Source organism: Enterococcus sp. C50 (genome assembly GCF_040887505.1).
Lineage (GTDB): Bacteria > Bacillota > Bacilli > Lactobacillales > Enterococcaceae > Enterococcus_B > Enterococcus_B thailandicus.
Window position 1 is genome coordinate 412,715 of record NZ_JBFOFW010000001.1, and the last position, 23,877, is coordinate 436,591.

Consider the following 23,877-nt stretch of genomic DNA (forward strand, 5'->3'; position numbering starts at 1 on the left):
GAAAGCGGACAATATTTTAAATAATCTCTGGCAACTCAATGATTTGCTTCAGTTCATTCACAACATAAGTTGCGGGAATATCACCTAAAAAATAATCAATGTCATATAAACAAGTTGTAATTCCCGCGTTATTCCCTGCTTCAATATCTAAACGGCGATCACCAATCATCATTGATTCCACTTTTTGTAAGTGAAAATTTTGAATGATCGCATTTAAGGAAGATGGATCTGGTTTCCTAGGGAATTCTTGGTCTATTCCAACGACCGATTCAATTAACTCGTCTAAGCCAAAGTCTTTTAAAAGCCTCCAAGTCGAATCAGTTAAGCGATGCGTTAGGATAAAGTGTCGTCCGCCACGCGCCTTCAAGTTTTCTAGAACTGTCTTTGTGTCTTGAAATGGCGCTGACACTTCGCGACTTTTTGTTTCATACTGATGAAATAACGGCGTGAATTTCTCCTCTGACAACTGATAGTTTTGCCGTAATTGACTTGTCGAGTATTTTTTCATCACAAAATAGAGTTCCTTTTTATCCGCTACAATCCCAAAATCCTGTAAGGCACGCCACGCTCCATCAACCATTGCCGGATACGTATCGAATAATGTACCATCAAAATCCCAAATAAAATTCTTTATCAAAGTTCCTGCTCCTTTTTCCATACAAGTCACTCAAAGTTTTTATAAAATCTTTTTATCAATGATTGTTAGGTGCTCGTCAAATGTATATTGGATTGGTTGTGCATTTGGAATATCAATCGTATCCATTAAATCTTCTGGCACATCCTCCAAGTATTTCGTTAACGCACGCACACTGTTTCCGTGTCCGACAACTAAGAGGTTTTGTTGCTCACGAAGTCTAGGTGCAAGCGAATCTTCCCATAACGGGATTAGACGTTTAACCGTCATTTCTAGGCTTTCTCCACGGGAAACCAAACGAGGATCTAAAAAATCATACCTTCGATCAAATTGATTTTCCTTGGCAAGTGGCGGGACTTCACGATAAGCACGACGCCAAATTTTGACTTGTTCTGCCCCGTAGATGTCTTTCATTTCATCTTTATTTTTTCCAACTAGTTCACCATAATGACGTTCATTTAAGCGCCAGGTTTTGGTAATCGGAATCCACAATTGCCCCATTTCCTCTAAAGCGAATTGAGATGTTTTAATTGCCCGTTTCAAAACTGAAGTGTAGACAGCATCAAATTCTAAACCAGCTTCTTTCATTTTATTCCCAGCTTGGCTCGCTTGTTGCATACCTTTCGCAGTCAATGCCACATCTAACCAACCCGTCCAATAATTCATGAAATTCGCTTCACTCTCACCGTGACGTAACAAAACCATTTTCATTATTTCCACTTCCTATACGTTTGTTTCAAATCGTGTACCACACTTTTTGCATGTTACTCGAATCTTTCCACGGCCTTGCGGAGCACGTTGTTTTTGTTGGCAATTTGGACAAGAAAAAAACGTATACGTTTGGTAAGCCGTTTTCTTATTTGTCTTTGTTTTTCTTTTAGTGACTGTTTGAAAAAAGTTGCGTACCATTTGCCATTTTTTTAAAAAGCGCTGATTTTCATTCAATCTTGGATAGATTTTAGTTGATAAGAAGCGATAAAGCAAAAGTCCTAAAAACACTAACGAGAATAATCTGCCAGATTCATAAGGCAACCAGCGACTAAATAGACTAAACAAAAGCGACAAGATTAATAAAAAGCGATTCAGTTCATCAAATTTTGCATATCTTCCTTTCATTAGTTGTTGATATTTTTGATACATTTTAATCATTCGTTGTAACCAAACTTGAGCCATTTTTTCCTCCATTGACTATTTAATAGAATAAAAAGTGCAAAAGGAAAAGCCCTAATTGGCTTTTCCCATAGTTATTTGATGTAGCATATTTCGATTTTTTGTAAAATCGATTACGATTACTTTTTTCTCTTCAGCTCGTTTGACTACCCGAAACGTGTCTGCTAAAGGTAATGAAAGTTTTCGCGATGGTACTTGTTGAACTTGCAAATAACGATGAACCAGTGATAAAATCTGCGGAAATTGAATAGATGTATGTATCAGATTAGGATACTTTTTCAAAAGTTGTGTGGTTTTCAAAAGGTTCCTTTTTCTGCTAAGCGGTTTTAAAAAACTTTTTAAAATCTTCTGTTGTCGTTTAAAAATCGAAAAAGAATCTTCCTCATCGACTCGATAACGCATCTGATGTTGCAACTCAGCTGTACTTAAATGCACGATACCTTCCTCAATTTCCACGTCAAGACCTGTTGGAAATAAATCCGCGGTTACTCGATCCCACTCTGTTAATGAGATTTCGATAGACTCTTTGACCGGTAGATCAAGTTCCTTTTCAAAAAAAGCTAGGATACCTGACGTGCCTTTCGTTTGATAAACTTCCCCTAAGGTTAATCCCTCTAAATGGAATTCTGGTGAAAAATGCAGCAACGTTTTTTCTTCATTTAACTGAACATAAATAAAAGTTGAACGTTCAACTGATTCATCTTTTAAAACAACTAAAAAATTCATTTTTCTCCTCCTTTACTTCCTTTTTAAAATAGCATACTTCTACTAAAATGTCAGAAAGATTCTAGGATTTTTCCAAAATTTTATTTTTTCGTAATGAGTTGTCAAAAATCAATAAAATGACTCTTTTACTTAGGAAAGAAGCTGATTCATTTAGTCAACAAAATAGAGACTGAAACAAATCTTCGTTCCAATCTCTATTAAATAATTATCATTCGTTCTAAAAAATGACTGGCATCACCAGTTTCACCTACAGAATCCCACGATAATGCCGCCCACAATTCAAATAGATTAGTCCAAAGAAGAAGACTGGAAAGAGTGTAAACCCAAATTGTGGTTTCAAGATCATCATGATTGGCACAATTCCAACCAGCACAGCATTCAATAAGCTGATGTACCATTTCTTCAACGCCACATATGTAGCCACTTTGAGAAGCACCGTTACAGATGCTTCGGGATTCTTTACCTGAAAATAATAACTGTTTAACTGAATGGCTACAAGTAGAATCAATAAAAGAAACAGAAATGGAACAAGCCATCTACCATATGTTACTTGGCTTAAAAACAGAATATCACCACCAACAATCAAACACCCTAACCACCCGACGCTCCCTAATAAAAAACTTTTTTTCCAAAACAGAAAATAAAAATGAAAGTAGTCTTTGAATGGTGCAACTTCTTTTTCCTCTCGCCACTTATTGATCCAAGCCATCAAAGCCAATGCTGCTGGCAGAAAGAAGACAGAAGCCCCTAAAAAGAAGAAGAGGTTCCTCACATCAATTGCTGAAGTGATGGTAACTAAAAAGAATGGAAAACTGACAAGCATAAAGCTCAAATTTCCTGCAAGAAAAAGATAGGCCCAATGAAATAACTTCATATAAATATTCGTTTCAAAACTCTGTTGCTTAAACATTCACATCACTCCGATCTAACGACTCATTTATTCATCAGCCTTTCACGCCAGAAGAAGCAATTCCTTCTACAAAATATTTTTGCATCGCCAAGAAGACGATTGCCACTGGCAAAATAGATAGCACAGACGCTGCCATAATCAATGCATACTCGGCATCAAACAAACCAACAAACATTTTCAGTCCCAATTGAATTGTTTTGTTTTCAGTTGAAGAAAGATAAATGAATGGTCCCATATAGTCATTCCAAGTGTTAACAAAGGTGATAATCGTCAGACTAGCTAGTGCCGGTTTGGTTAACGGTAAAATGATTTTTCGATAAATCCCCCACTCAGTCAAGCCATCAATTCGAGCACTTTCACACAAAGAATCAGGGATACTACTATAATACTGTTTTAATAAAAATACCCCGAATGCGTTAAACGCTTGTAACAAAATCAAAGAAAGCAGCTTATCTGTCAATCCTAATTGTCTCATCATGATAAATTGGGGAATCATATAGGATTGCCAAGGAACAGCGATTGTCCCTATATAGGCCAAAAACAAAAAGTCTCGACCTTTAAATTGTAGTTTAGAAAAACCATACGCAGCAAAACTTGACGTAAATAGTTGGATTAATGTAATAACAATACTTAAAATTGCAGTGTTTTTAAAAAAAGTTAATAACGGAATTCTTGTCCAAATCACTGAATAGTTTTCTGGATGCCAAGTTTTCGGTATCCATTGGATCGGAACAGTGAATACGTCATTATTTGCTTTGAAAGAAGCGGAGAGCATCCAGATAAATGGCACTAATGTCAGCAAAGCTAAAATCGTTAATAAACAAATCACCAGTAAATGGCTAGTTGTTTGTTTTTCTTTGGTTCCTGTCACAGTTGTCGTTTTCATGATTCCCCTCCTTAAACTCGTTCTTGGACTTGATTCCATTTGAACTGAATCACTGTAATCGCTAAGACAATCACAAATAGAATCATCGCAATTGCAGAAGCATAACCGAAATTAAATTTGACAAACGCTTCATTATAAACGTGGTAAACCAAAACATTCGTCGCTCTACCAGGCCCACCATCCGTCATTACTTGCACCAAATCAAAAATCTTGAAGCAATTAATGACTAACATGATCGTTACAAAAAAGGTTGTCGGTCTTAGTGCAGGAACAGTGATATTGACAAATTGTTTCCATTTATTCGCACCATCCATCGCGGCAGCTTCATAAAGTTCTTTTGAAATACTTTGCAATCCAGCCAAATACAAAATCATATAATAGCCCATTCCACGCCAAACACTCACGATAATAATTGCTGTTAGTGCCCACTGTGAACTAGATACCCAACCCGGAGGATTCGCAATAAATAGTTTTAAAAATTGATTGATTGGTCCCATTGTTGGATGAAAGAGCATATTCCAAACAACTGCGATTGCAACCAAAGACGTCACATAAGGAAAGAAGAAGGCTGTTCTAAAAAACTTCACTCCACGAATTTTTTGATTTAATAAGATTGCCAGTCCTAACGAACAAACCAATGTTAGCGGAACCACGCCAATCGTATACAAAAAAGTATTTTTCAATGAGATCCAAAAAGTTTCGTCCGTCATCATTTTTGAAAAATTTTTCAATCCAATGAATTCTGGCGTGCTGAATGAATCCCACTTCATGAATGCGAGAATCAACGAAAATACAACTGGTATCAGCGTAAATAACAGAAAACCAATAAAATTTGGTGCAATGAATGACCACGCGATCAAAGTATTTTTTCTTTTTAGCTTTGAGACAGGATTTGCTTTATTTTCCATATCTGATTGTTAAAAAGCAATAACTTTTTAACCTTTCCCCCTTTTTATCTAAGAGATGCGCCATTTTTGACGCATCTCTGTTTTCAGTTATCAAATGAAGCCTTTATTCAATTTCTTGTTCGACACGTTTTTTCATTTCCCCAACCGCTTTTTCTGGTGTAACATCTCCAACTAGGATCAATTCATGTTCTTCTTGAAGAATTTTATCAATGGCTGGTCCATTTTCATCAATTGGGAATTCAATTGCGATTTTTTCTGGATCGAATGCTTTTTGAGAAACTTCATCTGTTGGCATTCCTTCACGACCAAAGTATAATTTATTGATTTCGTCTGTTCGATAAGAAGGAACAACACCTACGCCCGCAAGGATTTCAGCGCCTTCTTCTCCGGAACAAAAATCAAGGAATTTTTGTGCTAATTCTTGTTGTTTTGAATTTTTGTTGATGGCAAAAGCAGTTGGTGAACCAAATGTTTTGATTGCTTCTCCTTTTTCTTTTTGTGGAATCTCAGCAATGCCCCATTCAACGTTTGTTTTTCCTTCATCAAGATTTGTTAACAATGCGCCCATATACCAAGTACCCATATACATCATGGCAGCTTTTTCGTTTTCAAATTGTGACTGATAAGTGACGTTTGTTGATTTTGCAGTACCAAAATCCATCTGTGCTTTTTCATCTTGCATACGCAACATCCGTTTGTAATCATCGACTAAAAATTTATAATCTGGTTTTGCTAAGTTTTTATCATTTTGAGCAGCTGAGATTGCTTGCAAAGTTGAGCGCCAAGTATGCTGATAAGCACCATAAATTTGTTCATCTGGTTTCGATAATTGTTTTGCAAGTGCTTCATATTCTTCCCAGGTTAAGTTGTTCGGATATTCAAGACCTGCTTCGTCAAACATTTTCTTGTTATAGTAAAGTACCCAAAAGTCTGTACGATAAGGTTGCGCATAATTTTTCCCATCAATCTCATACATTTCATAGCTTTCCTTCGCAGGTTCCGTTTCTAGTCCATCAATATGATCTGTCAAATCAACTAATTGGTCACGTAAAGCGTAAGTCGAGTACGAAAGTAGATTTTTCATCGTTAAAATATCCGTTGTATCCCCACTAGAAAGCATTGTTGTCAATTTCGTATCATAATCATCTGATGCAATATCAACTGCTTCGACTTTGACTCCAGGATTCTTTTCTTCAAATGCACGAAACAATTTATTGAACTCTGGCGTTGTATCATAATTCCAAGTTGTGACTGTCAAAGTTGTATCGCCTGAATCACCACCATTTTTTGCGCTAGCTTTGTCGCCACCACCACAAGCAGCCAACAAACCTAAAGTTCCTAGTAACACACCAGCAGTGATTCCTTTTTTCCATCGCTTCATTTTATTTCCTCCATTTTTATAATAAAAATATTTTTATTACCAAACACTGTACCAACTTTTTGCCAACCGAGTTAGCGCTTCCAAATAATAGTAATCGCCCCAAATCATACATTCATTAACCCCTTTATTGGAGTTCTTATCATAAACACCTTCGAGTAACAGGCCATTTGAGTGTTCACTCTTTTTACTTGTGTACTTTTGGGCTAAAGCTTGCATGATTTTGATTGCTACCGCTTCGTATTCTTCATGCTTTGGATCAGATAAAGGTAATTGTTTAGCTAATTCCAGCAGCCCGCAAACAGCAATCGCCGCTGCGGAGCTATCTCTTTCTTGCCCACTACCATCATTGAATAATAAATCCCAATAAGCGACTTGATCTTTTGGTAACTGGCTAATAAAATAGTCAGCGACCGCTTTCGCTGTTTCTAAAAATTGATAATCGCCGGTGTGATTGTAGCTTAGCGTAAAGCCATAAATCCCCCAAGCCTGTCCTCTCGCCCAACAAGAATCATCGGAGTAACCTTGTTGTGTTTTGCCTTCAATTGGTTCACCTGTTTTCACATCAAAATAGTAGGTGTGAAACGTCGTATTGTTTGGCCGAACGATATATTTTTGTGTTTGCTTCGCATGTGCATAAGCTGCTTTTTTGTAGGATTCATCTCCTGTTTGCTCAGAAGCAAAATACAGTAAAGGTAAGTTCATTAAACAATCAATAATCATTCGTCCACGTTGCGCTGGGTCATTAAGGTTTCCCCAAGCTTGAATGATTTGAGCAGTTGGAGAATAGCGTTCCATCAATAAATCTGCTGCTTGAATTGCCAGTTTTTTTGATGTCTCATGTTTGTTGACTTGATAATCCGCTACGGCAGATAAACTGTATAAAAAACCAATGTCATGGGTTTCTAACTCAATTTTATTTTCTAATCGATGCTTGAACGAAGCCATTTGTTTTTCAATCGTGGCATCAAATTCCGTGGAATTCGTCAGCTCTTTTGCCAAAAACAACATGCCAACCCAAAAACTGGCTGTCCAATCGATATTTTCTTCTTCAGGATAGACCAATCCTTCACTTGCTGCTGGTGGAACTGTTTCTTGAAACGTTTTGAGATTTTCGCGAACTTTGTTGACAGCAAACTCGATTTCTTCTTGCAACCACTCTAATTTTTCCATGCTTTCCTCCTAGTGCCTAAAGCTACTTCGATTCTTTTTTCATTTTGTTGGACTTTTACTTGCTCATTACTGATTTCAATTGTTGGTTTTTCCATTTGCTCTTCCGGTAGCAAACCGGCAACAAGTGAAACTAAAACTGTTTTTCCTGGCGAAATGTTTGCTACTACATGTGGAAGTGCCGTTCGTGGATAAAATAAATTCGTATTCGGCTCGGTTCTGACAATAGCAGCCTCTTCAAATCCCAAAAGCCCTTCAATTCGCGAAAGCCCAATCGGTGAAGCTACCTCTGCTACTCCCCCTTCTGCCACTGGAAGCTCACTCGTGTAGGGTGCGCTAAATCCGCCATCATAAGCTCTTAATGCTTCTTTCGTCTCAATTTCATGAATACGAACATGACACGTTTCTAACGGAACAATGGTTGAAACAATGGACACATCACTCCATGGATTCCATTCATGAACAATTCGATCAGGCAAAATAGCAAAATGAGTATCCAAACCTTTCGACCTGAAATAATGACCATCTTTTGCCAACGCTAACACATTGTCGTAAGCACCTTCGTAATACCAATAATCTTGCTTAGGCACACTAAAACCAAATACTGTTGAATAAACGAACTTACTATATTTAGCATGTGGATGATTTTGGAATTGAACAAATTGTCCCGCAGGAAAAGCTTGAAGATGTGTTAACTCTCGATTGTATTGATAAAAGTTTTTACTTTCTGGAACAGCTAAAAAGCGTTCGTCAATCGTAAGTGGTTGTTCTTGTGCTTGCCAATAAGGATGATCAGCTGGGACAGCTAATAACAAGAAACTTTTCAATGCCCAATAAGGCGAGCCAAATCCGTTATAACCTTCGGCAAAAATAAGATTTTCATAATGATAGCCAACCGTTAATAATCCATCTGTTGAAAAAATTTCTTGTGCCCACCAGTTTTTCATATGGCGATTAATCAATCCTTTGATTTCTCCCCACGGCAACGCCTCCACATCCGCAAACACTAACGCACTAAAGAAAGAAACTTGCGCAAATCGATACGTCAAGCTTCGACCAAATGGGATAGCTTCTCCTTTTGCATCAAACCAATGCTTGAATGTTTGGGCAAAAAAGGTTGCACGCTCTTTGATTACTGCTACACGTTCAGGATCTTCTTCTGCCATAAAGCGAGCATAAACTAAACTATAGTAATGAATGGCAAACGAAATATAATAATCAAATTGTGTTTCTTCTCCATCACAGTACCAGCCATTTTTCTGATAAAATTCTTCCACAACCATAAAATCGCTTTCAATTTGTTGTTGTGAGTATGGCATGTTGCACTTTTTCATCGCAACATTGACTAAAATCCGAAAAAAGTGCCAATTATTTCGAGGAATTTCTCGTTCATTTACCTGAATCAACCATTGATGCAGATTTGCTTGCTCTTTCTCTGTTAATTGATCCCACGTTTTTTCTTTATTCAATAATAAAAATAAACTCAATGATGCCATTTCAACAATCAACTGGTCATAATCAGTAACTGTTCCCCAATAAACTGGACTGTCAGGATTTGTGCCTGCTGTGATTCCTTGAAGGTATTCTGCTAACAAAACGTTCTCTTTTGCAGAAGTCAAAAACGGACCCAATCCCCAAAGTGGTCGAAGGAAGGCTTCGACTTCTCGAGTTGATTCAGTATAAACTGTTCCATGACTGCCTAGTTTTAATCGTCCTAAATTTTTTTTACTAAAAAATGGTTCTAATGGTTCAACTAATGCTACAAATTGATTACTTATTTCTTCTTTTGTTAAAAAAGAATCCATACTTTTACTCCTTTTCAATGATGATTCCTTTGATAAAACCGTAATACTCACCATATACGGTCACTTGATCGCCAATTGAGATTGTTTCTTTCTGTTCATTAAATATTTGATAGTTGCTTGAACCACTTCTCAAAATAAAACGATCTCCTTGCAAAATGGTTTTGCCTCCATCTGAGCGAATGATTTTTCCCTCTAATTGAATGAACGCATGCAAAGGAACTTCTGTATTTTGCAACTCTTGTTCGGTATAGCGCTTTGCTTTTTGCCTAAGTTCACGCGTCACTTCATTTGTAAATTGATTGTTCTGCGCGGTTTCTTGACTCCCTCCACAACCTGAAAAGACCACGATAAGTACTAAAATGTGGAGAAAGATTAAAAATTTTCCTATCTTTTTACCTCCTTTACCTCATCAAAGCTATTATTTTACTAAATTTTACCTTTTATGACTAAAAATTTCAATAGTTTTTTTGGTAAAAAAAAGAAAACTTTTTCTTGTGTTTCTTTTTCGAATCTTATACTATAAATAAAGACAATCAATTAGGAGGGAACACATGGCTACGATTACTGATATCGCAAAAGAAGCTGGGGTTTCGATCTCGACTGTTTCACGCGTATTGAATTATGATGCAACTCTCTCCGCTACTGAAGAAACGAAGAGAAAAATTTTTGAAGTTGCAGAGAAATTGAATTACACAAAATATAAAAAGAAAAATCAAGCAAAAGCAGCCGCTCAGCGAAACGTTTTGCATGAAGAGTTAGAAGGGTCAGCTGGTTCTATCGGATTTATTACTTGGCGTTCAAATGACGAGGAACTCGAAGACATTTATTACCTATCAATCCGTATGAGTGCAGAAAAAAAAGCAGTTGAACTAGGTTACAATGTCGTGAACTTTTCACCAACGGATTTGAGTAATATTCAAAATGTTGACGGCGTTTTAGCCATCGGAAAATTTACAAAAGAAAAAATTGATGAACTAAACGAGTTAGCTGCTAATCTTTGCGTTATTGGAACAAATTTTCCGCTATCAGAATATGACTGCATCAATACGGATTTCACACAAGCAACAGAAATTGCAATCAATCATCTGCTTGAATTAGGCCATAAAAAAATTGCATTTATTGGAGCAGAAGAAAGTCAAAATCTTCATGGCTATTGTCAGTACAAGACGCCTACTACCCTCACTTACTTAAGTATGATGAAACATTATGGCTTATTTGATGCGTCTTACTTTATCGTGCAGGAAAATAGCCAATTGAATGTGAAAAATAGTGAAGAATTAACCAAACAAGCTTTGCAAAGCTGGGGGACCGACCTACCAACGGCAATCTTGGCTGCCAATGATGCCTTTGCAATTGGAATCATTCATACGCTAACGGCGCAAAACATTTCTGTACCAGATGATATTAGTGTTATGGGCATCAACGATATTTCTATTTCGCGCTATATCACTCCACCACTTTCTACTGTCAAAGCCTACACCGAAGAAATGGGCGAGGTCGGCATCAGCACATTGCATGAACGAATCTTGACACCCACAATCGCCAAACGAATCTTTTTGGGTACTGAATTAGTCGTTCGAGGATCAACCGCTGCACCTAAAATAAATGAAAAGAGTCAAGAAATTAAATAGAGCAAAAAAAGCTGGGACAAAAGTTGCCTAAATAAAAAAGCCTAAAATTCGTTTTTGAAAACGTTGATTTTAGGCTTTTTTAATTGAAAAATGGATTAAAGACAGTTGAATTTTTAGTTTTATCCCACTCTCTTTTGCGTTTTTTTCTAAAGGAATATTGCTAGTGGACTAACTTCATTTTGACTACCACTTCTGCTTCCATTGAAATAGTATACGTTGTCTGAATCAAGGTTGCCTGACAAGTGTTTCCTTCATGGTCGTGGTACATTTTTTTCAGACAGTCAATTTTTTTTACTTCCTCCCCAAAAATCAATTCACAGGTCTGGCGTCCTTTGATGCTGACTGTTTGACCGTTCCTTTCAACTGGATATGTCGTAACAAAACTTTCAATGATTTTATTTCCAGCTTTTTTCATCCTGAAATAATCACGTAATTCCAACGTGCTTTCTTCTGGAATCAACACTAAACTTCGCTGAAATTGTTTCAGATTTGCGCTTGGCTCATAAGTCTTCGTCAAATCAAGTGAAAAGCGTTTTCCTTTTGGCGTATCAATAAATTTGGTTGCTGTAGCTGCCACTGCACCAGCTTGTTGGCAGCAATCGTTAATGATTGGCAAGGAATGACCTGATGCATTATTTACCAAATACTGGTAGCGCTTTTCTTCATCGAAGTAATCTTTCGTATACTCTCCCGCCCCTAGATCCGTTAAAAATAATTCATTTGGTGTTCCAAAAATAAAGTGCCCCAAGTCGATGTGATTATGGCTTTCCTCGTTGTGTCCTCCTTTGGCAGCGAAGAATAAGTCTTGAGCTTCTGATTCAAAAATGCCCCATTCCACATCTGAAAAATAATGCATAATAGTTGGTCGCTCAACTTCCGTTTTTTCCGTCCAAATCAAATTACGATAAAGTTGTGCAAACCGATAGCAATGATCGAAATCAATCTCATTCACCTTTACTACATCAGGTATTGGTACTTGAAATACCTGATGGCAAAAACTAAGTAAACCACTAGGCAACTCAGTAAAATTGTAGTCTGAAAATGGCAAGGCTTGTTGATTTTTTCGAACGACATAATACGGAAATGCAGCTATTTCTTTGACTTTTGGCAAATTCAAATAGGTTTCGTCCCCTAACATATCTGCTAGTTTTTCCGCAAAATAAAGGTAATAACCAAATCCATAACTCCAATACCCCACACCTTCTTCACACGCACCATCCAACGCAAAACCTTTTAGATAAGACTGTAAACTATGGTCTACTTTTTGAAGGATTGCTCCTTGCCTCACACTGTTTTTTTCCAGTAAAGATAGAGCAGCCATCCCAATGCATCCACCAATGACGCCGCTCCAATTGTTCTTTTTCTCTTCCCATTCCCAATGATTTTCTTCAAATGGTTGGAATAGTCGTTGGTCGATTTCTTCTCTGATTCTATTTTGTGTCAGTAAAGTAAATTCTGCACCCATTAATTCCATAATTTCGGCTAAGGTTTGGGCTGTTTCGGCAGTAAACAAGTCAATCCACCAAACGGATGATTGCTTAAACGGATTTTTTTCCACTGGTAAATGCGCGGGCAACGCCCAGGTATATTCATTACAGATTTCCCAAATCACTTGCTCCAGTAACTTCTTCGTTTCCTGCTCATGAGTAGTCATATATGCCAGTGCCAAAATCGCCAACTGTCTCCTTCTGGCAAAATAAGCAGTTTCAAAGACTAGTCGATTGCCGGTTTCCAAGTAGGAGACATATCCATCAAATGGCAAAGGTGTAATGGTCGCTGTTGCCACATAAGCCTTCGCTTCTTTTTGGATACTTTGTAAATAGGTCTCAATCATTTTTAATTCTCCTCAATATTCACGTTTCGACCAAAGCACTCAATCTGAGTTAATGCTGGAAAAGGTGAATCGTCATCTGCTTGAATTAGTTCTTCAAAAGTGACCGTTGTGACTCGTCGTTGGTTGAATTCAAACGTCTGTGGTCTCGCTGTCTTTGTTGTCTGAAAAACTTCTTTTGTCCCATCAGAAAAGCATAAAGAAACCTGCGTCCAATAACTATCATGAGGAAAATCAGCTCGCCAAGTAAAAACTACTTTATCCAACTCCACCTCGCGCCCAAATAAAATGGTCAATGCCGCATCTTGTTGTTGATTGATGCCCCAAGATTGAAAAGGATACGAACCATGTGAGTGATTGGCGTAAATACCATCAATCGCATTGCACGCAAAAAATGTTGCGTCGTTTCTCGTTTCGACATTTGCCTCAGCGTGGGGATAACTTCCGGTAAATACCTTTTGATCATGTGGATTCAATGCCAGATTTTGATACATAGTTATTTCTTCAGCAGTCGCTACTCGGGCACTCAGATAATGACTTTCTCCAGCAAAACGCTCTTTAGGACGCGCTGCTAGCACGTTAGGCAGAAATGAAATTGGATAGCTCCAGCTATTTCCTGATAAATAAATAAGTGAAGTAGCTAATGTTTCATCTAGCTTAACCATTAAATAGGTTTCTGGTTGATCCGCTTGAACCACAATTTGGTCACCTTCCTGATACTTAAAATTTCTCATTGCAAGGTGAACGAGATTTTCCGCTGAATCGGTTAAAGGCATCTCTTTTCGTTCTTCACCGCGTGCTGCTGTGCGAAGTTCGCCTGCTTTGTTTTGGATGGCAATTGTTAGTTTTGTCATTATGTTCTGCTCCCATCTAGCTCATTCTTAGCTACTATTTTAGCTACTATTTAGCTATTATTTTATTAGCTATTATTTTAGTTATCACTTTATTTAATTATTACCTTACTTAACTGTTATCTTAGTTACTATTCTTGGTTACTATTCATTCAACCCATTCAATTAATAAGTTATTGTGACTCTTTCACTATCAAGACTTCATATGCCTTTACAAGATACTCTGCTACTAGAGATGTTTGCTTTAACAAGTCTTTTTGACCGATAAATTTTGTTGGTAATTTTTGTGATTGATCTGACAAATTAATGATAAAATAAAATTTTTGCCTTCCTTTTTCACGATAAGTGATTTCCAACGCCGTTTCTTCAGCAACAACTGGTTCAACCTTGGCACTTGCACAAGCCTCATTTAACACTTTGGCTAGTGAATTCGTATCTAACTGTGTACCAATATAATAAGTTTGTCCTTTTCCAAAGGAACACTTTGTAGCAAACGGTTGTCCTGCATAAAAATTATCCGTGTAACTTCCCAGACTTTCAGCTGTTTCTAGATGTAACAAATCACTCACTAAGGTTGCCGTTCCAGTTTCGCCATCTGCAAATTGAATTTGATTCGATTGTTCAGGAGCTAAAGCATCCAGCTCTTCCACCCAAATACCTGTTAGTTTCCGCAACGGCCCAGGATATCCACCCAGTAAAACGTTATCCGACTGGTCAACAATTCCACTCATAAAAGTCGTCACGAAGGTTCCACCTGCACGAACAAAGTCTTCAAGTCGCGAAACGATCTCTCCTTTTATCATGTAGAGTACTGGTGCTAAAATGAGTTCGTACTTTGAAATATCACGGTCAATTGGAATCAAATCCACCGGAATATTTTGCTGATAAAAATAAGCATAGACTTGCTGAATCTGCTCAACATATTTCAAATTTTGATTCGGCCCGCTTGTATATTCCAACGCCCAATAATTATCCCAATCAAATAAGATGGCTACTTTCGCTGGACACGTTGCTTCTACCAGCAAATCTCCAAGTGATTCCAACTCATTCCCTAGTTCTGCCACTTCTCTAAAAACTCGTGTATTCGTTGTTCCAGCGTGTTCAATCACTGCCCCATGGAACTTTTCACACCCGCCAATGCTTCGACGTAACTGAAAATATTGAATTGTGTCTGCACCGTGTGCAATCGCTTGATAACTCTGAGCGCGCAACTCTCCCGGTTTTTTCAATGAATTATACGGTTGCCAATTTTGCTGACTTGGTGTTTGTTCCATAAGCATAAACGACTGATCTTTCAATCCTCGCATCAAGTCATGACCAAGTGCTACTGAACTCCAAGGGGTATTATAGGCAGGATAATTATCCCAAGAAACAAGATCCATTTCTTTTGCCCATTTGAAATAATCTAACCCTTTATAGGTGCCCATAAAATTCGTTGTTACTGGTGTTTCTTGATCAAATTGTCGAATGGCTTCACGCTCTGCTTTAAAATTAGCCAATAAACTATCCGAATTAAAACGCATATAATCAACCGACAAACCCGCAAAAGCAGTCTCTTCCTCATTCATTGCATCACCTAAACAATTGGGCACCACAATTTCATCCCAGTCATAAACAGTATGTCCCCAAAAATTTAAATTCCAAGCAGTATTTAAAGCTTCGATTGTTTGATACTTTTTCTTTAGCCAAATCCGAAAAGCCTTCTCGCAATTTTCACAATAGCAAATTCCCCCATATTCATTATTGATATGCCAAACAGCTAATTGAGGTACGTCGCTGTATCTCTCTGCCAGTTTACCTGCTAATCGCGTTGAAAAGTGCTGATAGACAAGACTATTCGGACAAGCATTATGGCGTTGTCCAAAGCGATGGCGGCGTCCTTCAAAATCGACCCGACCAACTTCCGGATATTCTTTATATAACCAAGCTGGCAATGCTGCAGTTGACGTTCCTAGAACGATTTCAATATTTTCTTTCGCCAATTGATTCATGATTTCATCTAATTGTCCAAAATCATAAACATCTTTACTTGGTTGGATTTTCGCCCATGAAAACACATTGATTGTCGCAGAATTGATCTTTGCAGACTTAAAGATTTCCATGTCCTTGAGCCAAATCTTTTTCTCCCACTGCTCAGGGTTATAATCACCACCATAGAACATTCGTTTTATTTTTTTCATTAATGACTGCCTCCTTTTCCTTCTCACATTCATTGTAAGCGTCATCACAAATCAAATGTATAATATGTTAAACTAAAAAATATAAGATTCCGAAACAAGGAGGTATTCATTTTGACCATTTATTTCAATTTGTCGATTCGACAATTACCCATTAGCATCGAAAGTATTGGAACCAATTGGCAGCAAGTAAGTTTGCAACGCACACAAGGACATCCTTTATACCATTGGTTACAAACAGAAACTGGGGCTGGAGAAATCTGGATTGAAAAACAAAAATTGACATTAGCAGCAGGCGAAGGCGTATTGATTTCCCCTTTTGTCCCCCATGCTTACTATCCACTAACTGATGATTGGCAAACGAATTTCGTCACTTTTGATGGGCACTTAAAAAATCATTTAGATCTGTTAGTCGGAAGCGAACAGTTTCTTTTAGCAAAAGACACCGAGAAGTTTCAGTTCTCCACCCAAATTGAAAAAATGATTGCTGCTTTTGAAGCGAACACCGATCACTTGGCTCTTTCAGTTTTGTGTTATCAGTTTTTGCTCCAATTGAGTCAACCACAAGAGAACATGCAGATTGATGAATTATATCAAAAGTATGTTCTTCCAAGTCTCAATGAGATTCAAGCAAATTACGCACAGCATCTAACAATCGATCAAATCGCCCAAAAACAATTCATCACCCCTCAATACTTTAGTCGCCTTTTTAAAAAATTCATGGGTAAAAGTCCTTATCAGTACTTGATTGACTTTCGCATTCGTCAGGCAAAAAACTTCCTAATCAATCAACCTGATCTATCGATTCAACTCGTCGGCGAACGAGTTGGTTTTGATTCTACTAGTCAATTTATTAACACGTTTAAAAAGAAAACAGGCTATACACCTAAAAATTTTCGCAAATTTTATTAAGAACGTTCAAAAAGATTTGGACTCAATGAGTCGTATCGAGAAGTAAGAAAATTTTTAGACGAGTACCCCGCCAATTTTGAACGTATTCTACTTGCTTTTTAAAGAAATAAGTTTTCAATCTGTTTATACAAAAAAGGAGTTATGACAATTAAGTTGTCATAACTCCTTTTCATTTACCAATTACTTATTAAAGATTTTTGGTCCTTTACGCATATTTCGGCGATCATTTTTAGGTGTATCTTTTTGTTCTGATCTACCTCCGCCTTGTTTCTTTTTAATCAATTCTAACATTTTTTCTTTTGAATTCATTTTAATTCCACCTTTATTTATCCTGCAACAGCAGCAACTTTCTCCTTGTTTAATATACAACAAAAAGCAAGTAAAATCATTTTTTTTTTCGGCGTGGCTAAAAAAGAAGTACAAATCAGTCAACTACGCGTGCTGTTGACGGACCACAATAACTTACAACTGCCTTCAAGAACGAGCAATCTCCTGCTAATTTTTGGTTCTTAGCGAAGAATCCTTGTCTCCCCACAATGATTGCAAAAGACATTCTTGAGTAATAACTCTTGACGGACTTTCGGAATTTTTGTCCATTCTTTTTTACCTTGAACTGACATCAACTACGCCTCCTTCTATTTTTCAGCTTATTTTGTTAGGTTAATTTGCTGTGTGTAGAGGCTTTTGACTTTTTGTTTCGTGCGTAAAATGTTTGTGACTGACTAAAGTCATGAAAAAATCTCTTTGGGAAATCCCAAAGAGATACTCTTTTTTATTATAGTCGTACAGCAAAAGCTTCGTAAGGTCGTAAGTTGATCTCTCCGGTTAATGATTCACTTGTTAGCTCATAATTAGCAACGAGCACTTCTTTTGCTGGAGTCGGCATTCTGAACTCATTCAACTCTTCACTAATATTCGTAACAACTAACCATTTTTCAGCGCCCAATTCACGCGTATAGGCAAAAACTTTTTCTGGTGTGTCTTCCAATAATCGATACGCACCCCAAACAACGATTTCATTTTGTTTGCGTAGCTCAATCAATTTTTGATAGGTATAAAAAATCGAACTCGAATCTGTTAATGCTTGTTCCACATTGATCGTTTGATAGTTTGGATTCACATGTAACCATGGTGTTCCTGTAGTGAAGCCACCGTTTGGACTGTCGTCCCATTGCATTGGGGTACGTGCGTTATCTCGTCCTTTTGTATTGATTGACCGAATAATTTCTTCTTTGGTATAGCCTTTTTCAATTCGTTCATGATACATATTGATGGTTTCAATGTCTTCTGCTTCTGAAATGTCAGAAATCGGATAATTCGTCATTCCAATCTCTTCTCCTTGATAAATATACGGCGTCCCTTTCATCATGTGCAAAAGAATCGCAAACATTTTGGCACTCTCTACTCGATACTGTTGGTCGTTTCCCCATCTTGAAACGATTCGCGGCAAATCATGGTTATTCCAAAATAAACTATTCCATCCTTCGTTTCCTAAAGAAGTTTGCCATTTTGACAATACTTCCTTCAACTTGGTTAAATCTAATGGTGCTAAATCCCATTTTTCTTTTCCTGCTTGTTGGTCTAAGCCAACATGTTCAAATTGGAAAACCATAGATAGTTCATTTCGCTTTGGATCAGAATATCGCTTCGCAATTTCTGGCGTGGCACCCCATGTTTCGCCAACCGTTAAGAGATCTTTTCCACCAAACGTTTCAGTATTCATTTCCTGTAAATATTCATGAAGTCTTGGTCCGTTTCCTGTAATTTCTTGATCTGGAAGTTTGCCTATCAAGTCAATCACGTCCATTCGGAATCCGCCGACGCCTTTCTCAATCCAAAAATTCATCATGTCATAGACTTCTTGACGAACTTTTTCATTTTCCCAGTTTAAATCCGGTTGTTTTTTACTAAATAAATGCAAGAAATATTGTCCTGATGCCTCATCCAATTCCCAAGCAGAACCACTAAAAGTAGAACGCAGCTCATTAGGCACCTGACCGGCAACAGGGTCACGCCAAATGTAGTAATCACGATAAGGATTTTCTGGACTCTTGCGTGCTTCAACAAACCAAGCATGTTCATCTGAGGTATGATTGACTACCAAATCCATAATGATTCGGATATTTCTCTTTCTTCCTTCTGCAATCAATTCTTCCATATCCGTCATCGTGCCAAATTCACTCATGATTTCTTCGTAATTACTGATGTCGTATCCATTATCGTCGTTCGGTGATTGATAAACAGGTGAAAGCCAGATAGCATCAATCCCTAAATTTTCTAAATAATCTAATCGCCGAATGATTCCTTGTAAATCGCCAATTCCATCTCCATTTGTATCTTGAAAACTACGTGGATAAATTTGATAAACGACTGAATTTTGCCACCATTCCTTTTTCATGATTTCCTCCTATAGACAAATTAATTCAATATCCATTGGCATTTCTTTATTTATCGTTACTTTTTGGTTACTCTTACTCACTTGCAAATCAAAAGTATGACCTAGATGATCTGTAATTGTCTGATTAAAATCTGTTGTAGCAGTAACTAGTAATGTTGCATTGGTATAGTTAGACAAATCATTTCCAATTGACTCACCAATTCTTTTTGACTCACCTAAATTTAGTAAAATGACTGAATTTTCTTTCACGTAAACTGGAATTTTATTCATTTCCGCATGAACAATAATCGTCTGTCCGCCTGTTACTTTTTCTTTTGTCCAGAAATCAATCCATGTTCCTCGAGGGAATGTCACTTGCCTTGAAGTTGCACCTTCTGTAACAATTGGTGCAATCAATAGCGATTCTCCAAACATGAACTGATCATAGCAATCTTCAAAATTTTCTAATGGATAGTCAATTTGCATCGCTCGCATCAATGGCACTTTATTGGTGACTGATTTGACGGCTTGGTCATAAATATACGGAAGTAAATTCATTCGTGTATTCGCAAAGAAACGATACACTTCAATCACTTCTGGTGTATTGGTTCGCTCCGCAATATTCCACGGTGTGCGATCTTGATTGTACTCCCCCTTACTTTCTGCATGATATTGCATAATTGGGCAGAACGCTGCCATTGAAGAAGAACGCATAAACAACTCCGCCGTGGGAATATCTCCATTGAATCCCGCTAAATCCCAGCCCCAAAAAATGACACCTGACATCCCAGAATTGATTCCTGCAATCAATTGTCGCTTAAACGCATCAAAAGTTGAACGTTCATCTCCCGCCCAATGTGCCGGATAAGCGTGCGCACCTGTATAGCCAGAGCGACTAAAAGTAATTCCTTGGTTTTGTTGCGCAAAATCATAATAAGCTTTGATGTATTCTTTAGGATAGCGATTGCGCATTTGACTTCCTGTACGACCATCGGCAAAAACAAGATCAGAACCATAAACCATTTCGCCGCCATCTGTTTTGAAACCATCTACACCAATGTCAATCAGGTACTGACGTTTTTCAAACCACCAACGTTTCGCCTCCTCATTCGTAAAATCCAATAATAAGCTATCTGTAAACCAATTTTCTGGAATCCGATAAGGTGAACCATCTGCATTTTTGACAACATATCCCTTTTCAATCATATATGCCTCGTCTTGATCTTTTAGGGGATGTTTTTGCTGATTCAAATATTTTTCAATTGGTATTTGCCAAAGAATAAATTTCAGACCATTTTTATGACAATCTTCAATCAATCGTTTCGGATCTGGCCACCTTCCCCACGCAGGAAATGTTAACTGATCATATGAATAACTTTGTTCTGGAGGAAGTAATGGGTACTGTGCATCATTAAACATATAATAGGTTGTTTCATCACTCCACTGTTCTAAAACGATTACGGTTGCAGGAATGTCATACCTAGTCGTTTGCTCAAGTTCATTTCGAACCACGCTCTCCCGATCCCAATTATTGCTAGACATCCACGGGCCTAGTGCCCAACTAGGAACCATGACCGGTTCTCCAGTGCAAGTCATATATTGTGCAATCATTTCTTTCATTTCACCATGTAGCAAATGGATTTCCGCTAGGTTTTCTTCTTCACTTGTTTCAACATAAATTGTTATTTCTTTTGGGTCATTCTTTTTTAAATCAAATCGAGTATAAGAATCTGTTGCGAAATATAACCCATAACCGTCATTGGTGAAATAATAAGGCATCGGCATATAGGTTCGAGTTCCTTGATCTCGATATTGATTGTAAACAAAACAATCGATTTCATTCCCTAATTGGTTGATTGAATTATAACGTTCGCCAAAACCATAATATAAGTTAGCCTGGTCTTGCAGACGTAGCGTTACCCCCTTTGCTCCCTTTCCAGCTAGTTCATGCAAAGTCAAACAATTTTCAGAAAAATAAAAAGGCAATTTTTCTTTTTCGTTCGGTAAACAAATCGTATTTTTATCATTAATACTGGCAAAGCAATCCTTCAATTGAACTGAATCCAACTGTGGTTCTATTTGACTTAATGTCAACTTATCCTCTTGTAATTTTAAGAATAAAGACTGTTCCATATTCTTCGTTAGATAAACATTTTCATTTTTGTTTGAACCAATAAACTCGATTTTATTGAATCCCCAATGTTTTTGGATTATTAATTCATAACGATCAGAGGTTTCTACTTGATGATTTTCTGCAGTAAAGAAATAGCTGCCACCAGAATAAGTTTCAGGAATCTGGACATGTGCTTGATAAATTCGTAATGTGTCATCAATTAGTTTACAAACAATTTTTTCGTTAAGCCCTTCAATCGTTAAAAAGACTTGAGTAACATTTTTACTATTTACTTGAACATCAAACGTACACGTTTCTCCCGCAGTTGGGTAATGTGGCGTGCGCTCGTAAGGTAATTTTTCATACACATTTCCATTTCCTAAAGGTTTATGAATAAAAGAACTAGTTGATAAACTTTCTTTTTTCTGTCGAAGATAGGTGTCCAATAAGTCTACAAATACTTCATTTTTGTCCGTTTGTTCCTTTGCGTGCATCAAATAGTTTTCAGCCTTCACAAAATCATACTTTTCAGTAAAATAAATACCTAGTAAAGCTGCCTCATCTTTCGACCACGTCGTTTTACGGGAAACCAATTCCTCCATTCCAGCTACCATAATCAAATCTTCTGGCGCAAAAAGGCCAAATGGCAAGACGCTCAGTACTAAATCAACAGCAGGAGTTGCTTGTTTCACTGACGAGATCAGCGTTCCACGACGAATCAAGTGATTAAATATATAATCACGTATTTCAGTTATTTCTTTTTGTAAATCATTCTGGTGATATTTATTTTTGACTTCTGACAAGGTAATATAGTAAATAGCTAAATTAGATGTGTAATTGTCACTCTCTTCACCAAAAACATTTGTCACTTCTTTTGCCCAGTCTTGCTGAATTCGTTTAACAATTCCAAAATCAGTATCATTAAGATGTACTTCTGCTTTCATTTTTACCCACACTGTCGCAGCTGCAATCGGTAACTTTTCTTGTTCGCCACTTAAATCAGCGATTGCTTTCAAATTAGCTGACTGATTTAGTACATCCGTGTAATGCGTTAAAATTTGAGCGAATTTTGGTTCTAGCTCCATGAATAATCCCTCTCCTACTCTTGATATCAGTAGTTTTCTTCTTCAAAATTTGTTTACTTATTGGAATTCTGTTTGCAATTTATCCAGCGCTTCTTTAGCAGATTCTTCCCCTAATAGCACTTTTTGAAACTCTTTATCTGCGCTATCGCTAACTTTACTCCAATCCGCATCTACTGGCGGTAAAATTAGATAATCCAATGAATCAAACACAGCTTGACGATTTTCAGGTGGTGTCTGTTCTAGATAAGGTGCCAAAATCTTGTCATCAGTAATCGCCGGAAGCTCCCAACCATTATCAATGCGAATTTTCGCAGTTTCCGGACTTGCACTCATAAAACGAGTAAATTTATATGCCGCTTCTGCGTGTTTTGAATCTTTAGAAACTGCCAAACCATTCGCAAAGAAATGTGTTGCCTTTTGAGTATTCCCTGCTTCAACTTGAATATCCCAATCAAAATCTGCATCCTTGAATTGACCAAACATCCAAATACCCGTGTGTACCATCGCTAATTGGCCATTTAAAAATAGATCTTCTGAATTTTGACCTGACATTTCTTCTGGTGAAGGAGAGATTTTTTCTTGAACAACATTATTAACCATGTGTTCTAATGCTTCGACATTTTTAGAATCATTCAAGGTCCAGTTTCCATTTTCATCTTTTAATTTGCCACCGTTTTGTGCAGCAACTTTATAAAATTCGTTCATTGTCACTGGTGAATAAGTACCATAGATATTTCCTTTACTATTCGTTAATTTTTTTGCAGCTGCAACTTCATCTTGCCATGTCCACTCTTTTGTTGGATAGCTGACATCAGCTTCATCGAACAGTTCCTTGTTATAGAAAGTAACAACGTTAGAAAAACTTTCTACCATTCCGTATTGCTTTCCATCGTACTTGTATGCCTCAAAAGCCTCTTTATTTAAATCATTTGCATCAAATTCCGTATCTTTTTTGATGTAATCATCTAAATTTAATAGCGCACCTTTTTCAGCATAAGAAACAAAATTTTCATAATTTAATTCAAAAACATCTGGTGTCTGGTCCCCTGCCATCAGTGTCTGTAACTTTGTAAAGTAATCCTTATAGGGGATTAACTCGACATCAACCTTTATTTCTTCATTTTCTTTCTCAAATTCAGAAACCATTTCATTGAGCTGGTCTTCATAATCAGGCGTTGCCGAGAAACTATAATACTTGATGACAGTTTCTTTCTCACTTGACGAACTGCTCCCACTGCCACAAGCACTTAAAAATAAAGCTGTGATTACTGCTACTCCTGTCAATAAAACTTTTTTATTCATTTTATCTCCCC

21 protein-coding genes are annotated in these 23,877 nt (G+C 37.3%); 2 read left to right on the forward strand and 19 right to left on the reverse strand.

All coding sequences use genetic code 11. The features are described 5' to 3' along the window. Window positions 1-16: 16 nt before the first annotated feature. The 11 genes from AB3I20_RS01825 to AB3I20_RS01875 form a co-directional block, all read right to left on the reverse strand. On the reverse strand, window positions 17-634 hold the full coding sequence (locus AB3I20_RS01825; protein WP_067482417.1) for an HAD-IA family hydrolase: 618 nt from the start codon (window positions 632-634) through the stop codon (window positions 17-19). A gap of 42 nt (window positions 635-676) precedes the next feature. Then, entirely contained in the window at window positions 677-1,345 is a 669-nt protein-coding gene (locus AB3I20_RS01830; protein WP_067481754.1) for a 2,3-diphosphoglycerate-dependent phosphoglycerate mutase, read from the reverse strand. A gap of 12 nt (window positions 1,346-1,357) precedes the next feature. After that, on the reverse strand, window positions 1,358-1,807 hold the full coding sequence (locus AB3I20_RS01835) for a hypothetical protein (RefSeq protein WP_067481752.1): 450 nt from the start codon (window positions 1,805-1,807) through the stop codon (window positions 1,358-1,360). A gap of 51 nt (window positions 1,808-1,858) precedes the next feature. Continuing rightward, the gene (locus AB3I20_RS01840; protein WP_067481749.1) at window positions 1,859-2,530 is read right to left on the reverse strand and encodes a hypothetical protein; all 672 of its coding nucleotides are present in this window, start codon (window positions 2,528-2,530) and stop codon (window positions 1,859-1,861) included. A 247-nt stretch (window positions 2,531-2,777) separates the two neighbouring features. Further along, the gene (locus AB3I20_RS01845; protein WP_067481747.1) at window positions 2,778-3,440 is read right to left on the reverse strand and encodes a hypothetical protein; all 663 of its coding nucleotides are present in this window, start codon (window positions 3,438-3,440) and stop codon (window positions 2,778-2,780) included. 34 nt (window positions 3,441-3,474) lie between these two features. Further along, window positions 3,475-4,326 carry a carbohydrate ABC transporter permease gene (locus AB3I20_RS01850; RefSeq protein WP_067481745.1) on the reverse strand — a complete coding sequence of 284 codons (852 nt, stop codon included), beginning with the start codon at window positions 4,324-4,326 and terminating at the stop codon, window positions 3,475-3,477. A gap of 11 nt (window positions 4,327-4,337) precedes the next feature. Further along, window positions 4,338-5,234, reverse strand: a complete 897-nt coding sequence (locus AB3I20_RS01855; RefSeq protein ID WP_067481743.1) for a carbohydrate ABC transporter permease — start codon at window positions 5,232-5,234, stop codon at window positions 4,338-4,340. A 103-nt stretch (window positions 5,235-5,337) separates the two neighbouring features. After that, on the reverse strand, window positions 5,338-6,615 hold the full coding sequence (locus AB3I20_RS01860) for a sugar ABC transporter substrate-binding protein (protein WP_067481740.1): 1,278 nt from the start codon (window positions 6,613-6,615) through the stop codon (window positions 5,338-5,340). A gap of 36 nt (window positions 6,616-6,651) precedes the next feature. Next, window positions 6,652-7,785 (reverse strand): glycoside hydrolase family 88 protein, encoded by a 1,134-nt coding sequence (locus tag AB3I20_RS01865; RefSeq protein WP_067481739.1) that lies wholly within the window; start codon window positions 7,783-7,785, stop codon window positions 6,652-6,654. After that, entirely contained in the window at window positions 7,773-9,587 is a 1,815-nt protein-coding gene (locus AB3I20_RS01870) for a DUF2264 domain-containing protein (RefSeq protein ID WP_067481737.1), read from the reverse strand. The genes AB3I20_RS01865 and AB3I20_RS01870 overlap by 13 nt, the downstream gene beginning before the upstream one ends. A 4-nt stretch (window positions 9,588-9,591) precedes the next feature. Further along, window positions 9,592-9,933, reverse strand: coding sequence for a hypothetical protein (locus AB3I20_RS01875; RefSeq protein ID WP_095803558.1), 342 nt, complete (start codon window positions 9,931-9,933; stop codon window positions 9,592-9,594). A gap of 205 nt (window positions 9,934-10,138) precedes the next feature. Here AB3I20_RS01875 and AB3I20_RS01880 point away from each other — a divergent pair, with 205 nt between their 5' ends. Continuing rightward, window positions 10,139-11,218 (forward strand): LacI family DNA-binding transcriptional regulator, encoded by a 1,080-nt coding sequence (locus AB3I20_RS01880; RefSeq protein ID WP_067481733.1) that lies wholly within the window; start codon window positions 10,139-10,141, stop codon window positions 11,216-11,218. Between the two features lie 160 nt (window positions 11,219-11,378). Here the strand turns inward: AB3I20_RS01880 and AB3I20_RS01885 are convergent, their stop codons facing one another. From AB3I20_RS01885 to AB3I20_RS01895, 3 genes are all read right to left on the reverse strand, one after another. After that, entirely contained in the window at window positions 11,379-13,052 is a 1,674-nt protein-coding gene (locus tag AB3I20_RS01885) for a hypothetical protein (protein ID WP_067481731.1), read from the reverse strand. A gap of 2 nt (window positions 13,053-13,054) precedes the next feature. Continuing rightward, window positions 13,055-13,903, reverse strand: coding sequence for a hypothetical protein (locus tag AB3I20_RS01890; RefSeq protein ID WP_067481729.1), 849 nt, complete (start codon window positions 13,901-13,903; stop codon window positions 13,055-13,057). Between the two features lie 170 nt (window positions 13,904-14,073). After that, window positions 14,074-16,080, reverse strand: a complete 2,007-nt coding sequence (locus tag AB3I20_RS01895) for a beta-galactosidase (RefSeq protein ID WP_067481727.1) — start codon at window positions 16,078-16,080, stop codon at window positions 14,074-14,076. A gap of 111 nt (window positions 16,081-16,191) precedes the next feature. Here AB3I20_RS01895 and AB3I20_RS01900 point away from each other — a divergent pair, with 111 nt between their 5' ends. Further along, the gene (locus tag AB3I20_RS01900) at window positions 16,192-16,989 is read left to right on the forward strand and encodes an AraC family transcriptional regulator (RefSeq protein ID WP_067481725.1); all 798 of its coding nucleotides are present in this window, start codon (window positions 16,192-16,194) and stop codon (window positions 16,987-16,989) included. 180 nt (window positions 16,990-17,169) lie between these two features. Here the strand turns inward: AB3I20_RS01900 and AB3I20_RS01905 are convergent, their stop codons facing one another. From AB3I20_RS01905 to AB3I20_RS01925, 5 genes are all read right to left on the reverse strand, one after another. Next, window positions 17,170-17,298, reverse strand: a complete 129-nt coding sequence (locus tag AB3I20_RS01905; protein ID WP_067481724.1) for a hypothetical protein — start codon at window positions 17,296-17,298, stop codon at window positions 17,170-17,172. A gap of 115 nt (window positions 17,299-17,413) precedes the next feature. Then, window positions 17,414-17,542, reverse strand: a complete 129-nt coding sequence (locus AB3I20_RS01910) for a hypothetical protein (RefSeq protein WP_269446956.1) — start codon at window positions 17,540-17,542, stop codon at window positions 17,414-17,416. A gap of 222 nt (window positions 17,543-17,764) precedes the next feature. Further along, entirely contained in the window at window positions 17,765-19,387 is a 1,623-nt protein-coding gene (locus AB3I20_RS01915) for an alpha-glucosidase (protein WP_368026866.1), read from the reverse strand. A gap of 9 nt (window positions 19,388-19,396) precedes the next feature. Next, window positions 19,397-22,564: a TIM-barrel domain-containing protein gene (locus AB3I20_RS01920; RefSeq protein ID WP_067484417.1), complete on the reverse strand. Its 3,168-nt coding sequence runs from the start codon at window positions 22,562-22,564 to the stop codon at window positions 19,397-19,399. Between the two features lie 57 nt (window positions 22,565-22,621). Beyond that, window positions 22,622-23,866 carry a sugar ABC transporter substrate-binding protein gene (locus AB3I20_RS01925; protein WP_067484414.1) on the reverse strand — a complete coding sequence of 415 codons (1,245 nt, stop codon included), beginning with the start codon at window positions 23,864-23,866 and terminating at the stop codon, window positions 22,622-22,624. Window positions 23,867-23,877 lie beyond the last annotated feature (11 nt).